The organism is Bacillus cereus group sp. BfR-BA-01408 (genome assembly GCF_022663305.1).
Classification (GTDB): Bacteria; Bacillota; Bacilli; order Bacillales; family Bacillaceae_G; genus Bacillus_A; species Bacillus_A pacificus.
Map to the genome: position 1 here is coordinate 1 of NZ_JAKUFF010000111.1, position 10,415 is coordinate 10,415.

Sequence of the window (10,415 nt, forward strand, 5' to 3'; positions counted from 1 at the left end):
TAAACCAGTAGTAGAAGAGCGACGAAAAGAAGGCAACAAGCTAGCAAAGGAAAATGAATCCAATAAACAAGTGGATAATAAAAAAGAAGAGAGTAAAAACACTTTAGCTGCAACGGGTGGGCAAGAGAGCAATGTATCTTTACTTTCTGGACTAGCATTCGTTTTATCTGCACTTAGTATGTTTGTATTTAGAAAAAAATTATTTAAGAAGTAAATAATATATTGTTTTGTGTATTAAACAATAAGATTTCATGAATTTTTAAGAAGACATTATCATGGCGATTTCAATTTGAAACTTGCTTATGATAGTGTCTTTTTTATCCCGCTTTAATGGGCAGTAAGACCCCCATCTCAAAATTCAGCGAAAGTAAAAAAGGTAGGTGGGGGGCGGGCTGCCCATTAAAGTCCGATTGGTGAGGGCTGATATTTACAACACTATATAATAGAGTAAAAACCCATTCGTATGAAGATTATAATTCATACGAATGGGTTTTATTTAATTTACTTTGCCGCCCTCAGTAATAACAGATTCAGGACTAATTTGAGGACCGAATTCTTCTTTTAGATGTTTGTCATATAATGTATGTAGGAAGTTTTCTTTTCCTAGTTTTTCAAGTTCTTTATTTACCCAATCATGTACTTCTTTATTGCCTTTCTTCACTGCTATAGCAATTAAGTCATCTCCACCTAATTTGTCTTTTAATAAGTGGAATCCAGGATTTTTATTTGCCCAAGATAGAAGGACAAGATTATCTTGAGCATATGCATCAGCACGGCCATCTTTTAGTGCTTGTAAAGCTCCTGTATTTTTATCAAATTTAATTAACTCTACGTTTTTCATATTCTTTGTTAAATAAATATCTGCAGTTGTACCCTTTGTTACAATTACTTTTTTCCCTTCTAAATCTTTTACTGATTGAATAGGACTACCATCTTTAACAAGCACTTGCACAGCTACTTTTAAATGTGGATTTGTAAAATCAACTACCTTTTTTCGCTCATCTGTTGCGGTCATATTTGCTAACACGAAATCTACTTTATCAGATTGTAAATATGGAATGCGGCTTGCTGCTTCAACGGGAACAAATTTTACTTTTGATTCATCACCTAATAAGTCTTTCGCAAACCGTTTTGCCATATCAATTTCAAATCCAACATTTTTCCCATCTTTGTCAACGTAACCGAACGGTGGTTTATCTGTAAAAACAGCAACTACTAGTTCACCGCGCTCTTTTATTTCTTCAATTTTTCCACTTGGTTTTGCCGAGGTCTTTTCTGTTTTCTTTTCATTTGAACCACATGCAACGACTAAAATAGAAAGCAGTCCGATAATAATAAATGTTAAAAACTTTTTCATATAATATCTCTCCCTTTCACCGTTTCAATATAGAAAAATTGATTTAAGAAATGTTGTGCACGTTCTGTTTGTGGGGATGTGAAAAAAGTAGTTGGATCTCCTGTTTCACAAATTTCTCCTTCATCCATGAAAATAATTCGATCAGCAACAGCTTTTGCAAATCCCATTTCATGAGTGACAATTAACATTGTCATACCTTGTTTAGCTAAGCTCATAATGACTTCTAATACTTCTTTGACCATTTCAGGATCTAATGCAGCTGTTACTTCATCAAATAAAATTACTTCAGGATTCATACAGAGAGTGCGAACAATTGCAATACGCTGTTGTTGCCCGCCAGATAACTCTCTTGGATAGGCATCTTTTTTCTCTAGTAAACCTACTTTTCGTAATAATTGTTCTGCTTGCTTCAATGCTTCATTTTTATTTCGTTTTTGTACTTTTAGAGGACCGAGTAAAATATTTTCTAGAACAGTCATGTGAGGAAATAAATGATAACTTTGAAAGACCATTCCGATTTTTTGACGAAGTTTTTGCCAGTTCCCATCGTTTTTTGGAAGGGGGGCGTTATGAAAAAGCATTTTCCCACTTTGGATATCCTCAAGACCATTTAAGCATCTCAATAATGTACTTTTTCCGCAGCCACTTGGTCCTAAAATAACAATGACTTCTCCGGAAGATACTTGTAAGCTTACGTCTCTTAAAACAGGGTTATCACCGTATGACTTATAGATGTTTTGTAATTGCAACAATGGTGCAGTCATATTTCTTCTCCTCTCAAATGATTGAATTGTCTATATCCATCTTGTTTCTAGTTTTCTTGACCAAATAGATAATGGATAGCAAAGTAAGAAATAAAAAATAAATAAGCAACCGTATATGAGAAATGCTTCCCCTGTTCGTTCTACAATTTGTTGTCCAGCCTTTATAACTTCAGTTACACCAATTAAAACAGTTAAAGATGTCGTTTGAATAATACGAATGAAGATGTTTATTGTAGCGGGAATCATTCGCCGTATTGCTTGAGGAATGAGTACATATTGATATAATTGTTTCTTATTCATTCCGATAGATTTGCCAGCTTCTACTTGTCCCTTTGGCAAGGACTGAAGTGCACCTCTTACAATTTCGCCTATTTCTGTAATTCCCCATAATGATAGAGCTGTAATAGCAGCTACTGTACTAGAAACATCTATCCCTAGAGCGATTGGAAGACCGAAAAAGAAAAGAAATAACCAAACAAGGATTGGGATAGAACGAAATAATTCAATATAAGTTCTTGAAATGAACCTCAAAATAGTAATCTTTGATGTACGAATGATTCCAAATAGAATGCCGCCAATTGTACTAATGATGATTGTAAAACATGCAATTAATAATGTTTGTTCTAATCCCTTTAGCAATTGCGGAAGCGATTCTATTAGTAGATTAATGCCCGAATTGCCCATAACGATTTCTCCTTTCTAACCAAGATAGTAGAAATGATAGTGGTACAAAAAGAAAGATATAGGAAGCTGTTAACATAATGAGCATCTCAGATGTTTTGTAATAAATTGAAATCAAATTCGTTGTTGTATACAACAATTCAGGAATAGCGATCGCAGAAACGATAGATGTTTCTTTTAATAGAAAGATAAAATTTGCAAATAAGGCTGGTGCAGAAATAGTTGCAGCTTGTGGTAAAACTACAAATCTAAATAGTTGCCATTTATTTAATCCAATGGCATATCCTGATTCCACTTGGCTTTTGGATATTGAATCAAGACCAGATCGAATGACCTCTGTCATATATCCACCACCTAAAAAACACATTGCAAGTAATGCGATTGAAAAATTAGATAATTTAATGCCTAATGATGGTAAACCGAAATATAAGAAAAATAATTGAATGAGTAAAGGTGTATTTCGGGCTACTTCCACATAAGCGCGAACAACTTTATGTATAATACGAATTCGAAAGAACAGAATTAAACCATTTATACTCGCAATAAATAATGAAATGATAATGGCGAAGCATGCGATTTTTAAAGTTAATAGTGCACTATCTACAAATAGTGGAATTTGCTCCTTCATAAAATCAATGTCTATCTCCACATGGACAACCTCCCTTCATTTAGATATCAAGAAAAAAAGATTAATAGTTAGTAAATAAATGTAAAAAGATTCAATTTATTTCCTTTATAATAACATATAATTCCTATAAAACAAGTAGGTTTTATTTGTTTTGGAAAAATAAATGAAATGAATGTAGAAAACACCTCTTCTAAAAGAAGAGGTGCCAATCGTTACATAACCTTTTTTATTTTTTTCGGAACTTCTTTCGTTTGCAAATTAACGTCTTCTTTTCGTAGCTCTTTAAAGAGTGAAGTAACCATAAGGACGACTACGATAGAAAATGGTAGTGCTGCGATGATCGCTGCAATTTGCAGTGCATTTAACCCTCCAACTTGTAATAAAATAGCTGCGATGATCGCGATTGTTAATCCCCATATAAGTTTTAAACTATTTTTTGGTGATAAGCTTCCGTTACTCGTTTGCATAGAAACGACAAATGTTGCCGAGTCAGCAGAAGTAACGAAAAATGTGGCTACTAAAATTAACCCGATAATTGTTAAAAATGTAGAGAACGGTAGATGTGAAATAACAGCAAATAATCCAATCTCTGTACCATTTTTCGCGATTTCATCAGCTATGCCAAGCGATTGGAACATTTCCATATGGATAGCGGTACCGCCAAATACTGCAAACCAAAATGTGCAGATAAGAGTTGGGACTAATACAACTCCAAAAATAAACTCTTTTATTGTGCGTCCTTTAGAAATACGGGCGATGAATGTACCGACGAATGGAGACCAAGAGATCCACCATCCCCAATAGAAAATAGTCCAGTTTTCTATCCAAGAAGAAGATTTTTCATTAAATGCTCCTAAATTTAATCCCATACTAGGTAAAGCTCCAATATAAGAACCGAGTGTAGATGTGAAATATTTCATAATAAATACAGTTGGTCCTAAAAGTAAAAAGGAGACGAGTAATATACCTGCAAGAGAGAAATTTAAGTTACTCAAATATTTAATCCCACGATCTAAGCCTGTTTGTGCACTTGTTAAATATAAAACAGCGAAGATGGCGATAAGTATGAGCTGTGTAAGTAAAGTGTTATGAATAGAAGGGAATAAATAGCTTAATCCTCCGGCGATTTGTTGAGCACCAATCCCAACAGATGGCACAATACCGAATACAGTGGCTAAAACAGCTAAAATATCAACTGTTTTTCCGATAGGAGAATTTTTCGATCGATTAAATAATGGAGTAACTGTAGCCCCAATTGTGCTACCTTTTTGTTTGCGGAATGTGAAATATGCAATTGTTAAAGCAACCATTGCGTATAGTGACCATGGAAAGAGACCCCAGTGGAAAAATGAATATTGCATAGCGAGCTTGGCGCTTTCCTCTGTACCTGCTTTTCCTGTTAGTGGATCTGTAAAATGTGAAATCGGTTCAGCGATTCCATAAAAGAGGAGTCCAATTCCCATTCCTGCCCCAAATAACATGGATAGCCAAGATGGATAACTATACTTTGGTTTTTCACCATCTTTACCAAGACGAATAGAACCGTACTTAGAAAATGCTAAATAAGCGGCTAAAATAATCATTGTGGTCATAAGTAGAGAGTAAAACCATCCAAATTTATTAAGGATAAATGAATTTAAGGAAGATGTAACGCTTTGTAAATCATAGCCTTGTATCCAACTTGCCGGGGTAATTCCCCATATGATGAATAATGTTGTTAGCAAGATGGAGATATAAAATACACTGTTTTCTTTTTTTATCATAGAATCCCACCCTTGTTTAATAAAGTTAACAATTATATTAATCATAACAATTAAAGAAATAATTGTCAAAAAATTCTCTTTTTATTACGTGAAAGGATTCGGATTACTTTCGGGAGAAAAAAAGGGAATTTGTTCACGATATGTACAAAATGTAAGAAGAAATAATATGAAATATTGCATTTTATATTGTTGTATCTAGATTTTATGTTAAATTCGTGAATGGAATATTTGAATAGGGGGCAAGGATATGAACAAGAAATCAAAAATTAATAAAGTAATGCTTAGTATTAGTACAATGGCTCTATCGCTGGGGGCAATTCAAACTCATGCATCAGCAGAAGAAAAGGTGCCATATAATGTATTGCATTCGAAACCAGTTGGAATTGAAAAACCAGTAGATGAGATTGGACACGTTTCTAAAGCGGAGGAAACATTATCGTTTGAAGAACGGTTAAAAGTAGGAGACTTTTCACAGCGACCAGCATCTATTCCGAACAAAGCGGCAGTAAAGCAAGTTAAAGAAAGCTATTCAATGGCTGATTTAAACAAAATGAATAATCAAGAATTAGTTGAAACGTTAGGCAGTATTAAGTGGCATCAAATTACAGACTTATTCCAGTTTAATGAAGATGCAAAAGCTTTTTATAAAGATAAAGGGAAAATGCAAGTCGTTATAGATGAATTAGCTCATCGGGGTAGTACATTTACGAAAGATGATTCAAAAGGAATTCAAACATTTACGGAAGTGTTACGTTCAGCTTTTTATTTGGCATTTTATAATAACGAATTAAGTGAATTAAATGAAAGAAGCTTCCAGGACAAATGTTTACCTGCTTTAAAAGCAATCGCAAAAAATCCAAACTTTGAGCTTGGTACAGCTGAACAAGATACAGTCGTATCTGCATACGGTAAATTGATTAGTAATGCGTCAAGCGATGTTGAAACGGTTCAATACGCAGCTAATATTTTAAAACAATATAATGATAATCTTCATACGTATGTAGACGATCGTATGAAAGGACAAGCTGTATACGATATAATGCAAGGGATTGACTATGATATACAGTCTTACTTAATTGAAGCTCGTAAAGAAGCAAATGAAACGATGTGGTACGGGAAAGTAGATGGGTTTATTAATGAAATAAATCGTATCGCTCTTCTAAATGAAGTAACACAAGAAAATAAGTGGCTCGTTAATAATGGCATTTACTTTGCTAGTCGTTTAGGGAAGTTTCACAGTAATCCAAATAAAGGATTAGAAGTTGTGACACAGGCAATGCATATGTATCCACGTTTAAGTGAACCGTATTTTGTCGCAGTAGAACAAATTACAACAAATTATAACGGAAAAGATTATAGCGGGAATACAGTAGATTTAGAGAAAATACGTAAAGAAGGAAAAGAACAGTACTTACCAAAAACGTATACATTTGATGATGGATCTATCGTATTTAAAACAGGAGATAAAGTATCGGAAGAAAAAATTAAGAGACTGTACTGGGCTGCAAAGGAAGTAAAGGCGCAGTATCATCGTGTAATTGGGAATGATAAAGCGTTAGAGCCGGGAAATGCAGATGATATATTAACGATAGTAATTTATAACAGCCCAGAAGAGTACCAGTTAAATAGACAACTGTATGGATATGAAACGAACAACGGTGGAATTTATATTGAAGAAACAGGAACATTCTTTACATATGAACGCACGCCAGAACAAAGTATTTATAGTTTAGAAGAGTTATTCCGCCATGAGTTTACTCATTATCTTCAAGGGAGATATGAAGTGCCAGGTTTATTCGGAAGAGGAGATATGTATCAAAATGAAAGGTTAACTTGGTTCCAAGAAGGAAACGCAGAGTTTTTCGCAGGGGCTACTCGTACAAATAATGTAGTACCGAGAAAGAGCATCATTAGTGGATTATCATCTGATCCTGCAAGCCGTTATACTGCAGAGCGCACACTATTTGCTAAATATGGTTCTTGGGATTTCTATAATTACTCGTTCGCATTGCAATCTTACTTATATACACATCAATTTGAAACGTTTGATAAAATTCAAGATTTAATTCGTGCAAATGACGTGAAAAATTATGATGCCTATCGTGAGAATTTAAGTAAAGACCTTAAACTAAATGAAGAGTATCAAGAGTATATGCAGCAGCTAATCGATAATCAAGATAAATATAATGTACCGGAAGTAGCAGATGATTATTTAGCTGAACATGCCCCAAAATCATTAACAGCAGTAGAGAAAGAAATTAGTGAAACGTTGCCGATGAAAGATGCAAAAATGACAAAACATAGCTCCCAATTCTTTAATACATTTACATTAGAAGGTACGTATACAGGTAGTGTAACAAAAGGTGAGTCAGAAGATTGGAACGCAATGAGTAAGAAAGTAAATGAAGCTTTGGAACAACTTGGGCAAAAAGAATGGAGTGGCTACAAAACTGTTACAGCATATTTCGTCAATTACCGTGTAAATAGCTCAAATGAATTTGAATATGATGTAGTCTTCCACGGTATCGCAAAAGATGACGGAGAAAATAAAGCTCCAACGGTTCATATAAATGGCCCTTATAATGGACTTGTAAAAGAAGGTATTCAATTTAAAAGTGACGGCTCAAAAGGTGAAGATGGAAAAATTGTTTCTTATTTATGGGACTTTGGAGACGGAAGCACAAGTGCAGAAGTAAATCCGGTACATGTATATGAAAGAGAAGGTTCATATAAAGTAGCGTTAATAGTAAAAGATGATAAAGGAAAAGAGAGCAAAAGCGAAACAACGGTTACGGTTAAAGATGGAAGCTTAACAGAATCAGAACCAAATAATCGCCCAGAGGAAGCAAATCGTATTGGACTAAACACTACTATAAAAGGTAGCCTTATCGGCGGAGATCACACGGATGTTTATACATTTAATGTAGCATCAGCGAAAAATATTGATATTTCCGTTTTAAATGAGTATGGAATCGGGATGACATGGGTACTTCACCATGAATCAGATATGCAAAATTATGCTGCTTACGGTCAAGCAAATGGAAATCATATAGAGGCAAATTTTAATGCAAAACCAGGTAAGTACTACTTGTATGTATATAAATATGATAATGGCGATGGAACTTACGAATTATCAGTAAAATAAGTGCTTTTCCAATGTATGTTTAACTTTACTTTTTGTGGAAAATAGTATATTATATAGATATATAATATATCGGTTATTTACTAGGAGGAGCCTGTCACAATAGGCTTCTCCTGTTCTTTTTTAGGGGGCCTGTCTTACAGGCTTTTCTTTAAAGGGTAAATAACTGAAAATTAAGAACGATAATCTTTGAAAGAGGTGGGGCATACACATAACAAAAAAGGGATTGTTTAAGAGAGGGGGATAAGAAATGGTTTTGTTTGGTTATCCACTTGAGACAATTTATTTATACGGATTTATTATTGCTACTATACTCACTGTGATTTATATCTTTTTTGGGGATATATTTGAATCCATATTTAGTTTTGGAGGCGGATCGGTATCCGTTGTTACTTTATTACTTAGTTTTTTCGCCATGCTATGTGGACTTAGTTATATAGGAGAATATTTATTTTCCTTTAATAGTCTTCTTATTTTCGTGGCTGCATTTGCTATATCTTTTATTGGTGTATTCATAATGAAAATATTAATTTTAAAACCGATTGCAGAAGCAGAACAAAATACTGTGCAACGTATGGATGAATTCATTGGTTGCAAGGGAGAAGTCATTACGACAATTCCTACAGAAGGATTTGGTGAAGTATTAATCTCCTCCCAATTTGGAAGTAATGCAATTCCAGCTAAAACAATTGGGAAAAAAGATATTTCACAAGGAACTGAAGTTATTATTGAGGGAGTCCAAGATGGTGTTTTGCTTGTACAAAACATCGCTTATTCTTTAAAAAAACCAAAATTATAAGGGGGAATTTCCATGACGATTCCATTAATTATTGGTGGAGTTTTACTCGCAATTTTAATTTTACTCATTTTAGTATTCATTACGAAGTATCGAACAGTTGGACCAGATGAAGCGTTAATTGTTACAGGGAATTGGCTTGGTGGTGGGAAAAATGTAGTTACCACTGATGATGGAAAGAAGATTAAGATTATTCGCGGTGGCGGTACATTCGTAGTTCCAATTATGCAAAGAGCAGAACCTTTAAGCTTACTAAATTACAAGTTAGAAGTGGGTACACGCGATACGTATACGAAGCAAGGTGTTCCAGTTACAGTAAATGGTGTTTCTATTATTAAAGTAGGTTCTACAATTGAAGAAGTATCGACAGCAGCTGAGCAATATTTAGGAAAAGAAACAGAAGAGTTAAAAGTAGAAGCAAAAGAGGTTTTAGAAGGTCATTTACGTGCGATTTTATCCTCTATGACAGTAGAAGATGCGTATAGTAATAGAGAGCAATTTGCTCAAAAGGTGCATGAAGTAGCGTCTACAGATTTAAAGAAAATGGGTCTTCGCATCGTTTCCTTTACCATTAAAGAAATCATGGATAAGAACGGTTACTTAGATGCACTTGGTCAGCCGCAAATTGCGACGGTTAAGCGTGATGCAACAATTGCAAACGCAGAGCGTGAAAAAGAAGCTCGTATTGAAAAAGCTCGTGCTGAGAAGGAAGCGAAAGAAGCTGAATACCAACGTGATGCACAAATCGCTGAAGCTGAAAAACATAAAGAATTAAAAGTACAATCTTATAAGAGAGAGCAAGAACAAGCTCGTGCAGACGCCGATCTTTCTTACGAATTACAACAAGCGAAAGCGCAACAAGGTGTTACAGAAGAGCAAATGCGCGTTAAAATCATTGAGCGTGAGAAACAAATTGAGTTAGAAGAAAAAGAGATTGCGCGTCGTGAAAAGCAATACGATGCAGAAGTAAAGAAAAAAGCAGATGCAGATCGCTATGCTGTTGAGCAATCAGCGGAAGCAGAAAAAGTAAAACAAATTAAAAAGGCAGATGCGGATCAATATAAGATTGAAGCAGAAGCGAGAGCACGTGCAGAAGAAGTACGTGTAGAAGGTTTAGCGAAGGCGGAAATTGAGAAAGCGCAAGGTCAAGCGAAAGCGGAAGTACAAAAAGCACAAGGTACAGCAGAAGCCGATGTTATCAGATTAAAAGGTTTAGCGGAAGCAGAAGCGAAACAAAAAATTGCAGAGGCATTTGAGTTATATGGCCAAGCGGCAATTATGGAT

The 10,415-nt window shown here is 34.8% G+C and carries 9 protein-coding genes; 4 read left to right on the forward strand and 5 right to left on the reverse strand.

Features of this window, described 5'->3' with window-relative positions; translation table 11 throughout:
• Window positions 1-214, forward strand: a 214-nt coding sequence (locus MR083_RS24970) for an LPXTG cell wall anchor domain-containing protein (protein WP_242270001.1), incomplete at its 5' end; no start/stop codon positions are given.
• Window positions 215-496: 282 nt separating this feature from the next.
• Here MR083_RS24970 and MR083_RS24975 read toward each other — a convergent pair.
• The 5 genes from MR083_RS24975 to opuD all read right to left on the reverse strand — a co-directional run bounded on the left by MR083_RS24975 (window position 497) and on the right by opuD (window position 5,193).
• Window positions 497-1,357 (reverse strand): transporter substrate-binding domain-containing protein, encoded by an 861-nt coding sequence (locus tag MR083_RS24975; protein ID WP_242270002.1) that lies wholly within the window; start codon window positions 1,355-1,357, stop codon window positions 497-499.
• Window positions 1,354-2,121 carry an amino acid ABC transporter ATP-binding protein gene (locus MR083_RS24980; RefSeq protein ID WP_048558086.1) on the reverse strand — a complete coding sequence of 256 codons (768 nt, stop codon included), beginning with the start codon at window positions 2,119-2,121 and terminating at the stop codon, window positions 1,354-1,356. The genes MR083_RS24975 and MR083_RS24980 overlap by 4 nt, the downstream gene beginning before the upstream one ends.
• Window positions 2,122-2,151: 30 nt before the next feature.
• Complete coding sequence (locus MR083_RS24985) at window positions 2,152-2,805, reverse strand: amino acid ABC transporter permease (RefSeq protein WP_048558085.1); 654 nt, start codon at window positions 2,803-2,805, stop codon at window positions 2,152-2,154.
• Window positions 2,786-3,451: an amino acid ABC transporter permease gene (locus MR083_RS24990; RefSeq protein ID WP_046646254.1), complete on the reverse strand. Its 666-nt coding sequence runs from the start codon at window positions 3,449-3,451 to the stop codon at window positions 2,786-2,788. Before MR083_RS24990 ends, MR083_RS24985 begins: the two co-directional genes overlap by 20 nt.
• Before the next feature lie 191 nt (window positions 3,452-3,642).
• Window positions 3,643-5,193, reverse strand: coding sequence for a glycine betaine transporter OpuD (opuD, locus tag MR083_RS24995; RefSeq protein WP_011039981.1), 1,551 nt, complete (start codon window positions 5,191-5,193; stop codon window positions 3,643-3,645).
• Between the two features lie 247 nt (window positions 5,194-5,440).
• On the opposite strand from opuD, the gene colA reads away from it, so the two are divergent.
• The 3 genes from colA to MR083_RS25010 all read left to right on the forward strand — a co-directional run.
• Window positions 5,441-8,338, forward strand: a complete 2,898-nt coding sequence (colA, locus tag MR083_RS25000; protein ID WP_242270003.1) for a collagenase ColA — start codon at window positions 5,441-5,443, stop codon at window positions 8,336-8,338.
• Window positions 8,339-8,585: 247 nt separating this feature from the next.
• Window positions 8,586-9,134 (forward strand): NfeD family protein, encoded by a 549-nt coding sequence (locus MR083_RS25005; protein ID WP_000242449.1) that lies wholly within the window; start codon window positions 8,586-8,588, stop codon window positions 9,132-9,134.
• Between the two features lie 12 nt (window positions 9,135-9,146).
• Window positions 9,147-10,415: flotillin family protein (locus MR083_RS25010; protein ID WP_242270004.1), on the forward strand; the 1,269-nt coding region annotated here is incomplete at its 3' end.

What these genes read in the sequence shown, in the direction of transcription:
- MR083_RS24975 (WP_242270002.1), bottom strand. Translation starts at nt 1,357, where the DNA reads ATGAAAAAGTTTTTAACATTTATTATTATCGGACTGCTTTCTATTTTA.
- MR083_RS24980 (WP_048558086.1), bottom strand. Translation starts at nt 2,121, where the DNA reads ATGACTGCACCATTGTTGCAATTACAAAACATCTATAAGTCATACGGT.
- MR083_RS24985 (WP_048558085.1), bottom strand. Translation starts at nt 2,805, where the DNA reads ATGGGCAATTCGGGCATTAATCTACTAATAGAATCGCTTCCGCAATTG.
- opuD (WP_011039981.1), bottom strand. Translation starts at nt 5,193, where the DNA reads ATGATAAAAAAAGAAAACAGTGTATTTTATATCTCCATCTTGCTAACA.
- colA (WP_242270003.1), top strand. Translation starts at nt 5,441, where the DNA reads ATGAACAAGAAATCAAAAATTAATAAAGTAATGCTTAGTATTAGTACA.
- MR083_RS25005 (WP_000242449.1), top strand. Translation starts at nt 8,586, where the DNA reads ATGGTTTTGTTTGGTTATCCACTTGAGACAATTTATTTATACGGATTT.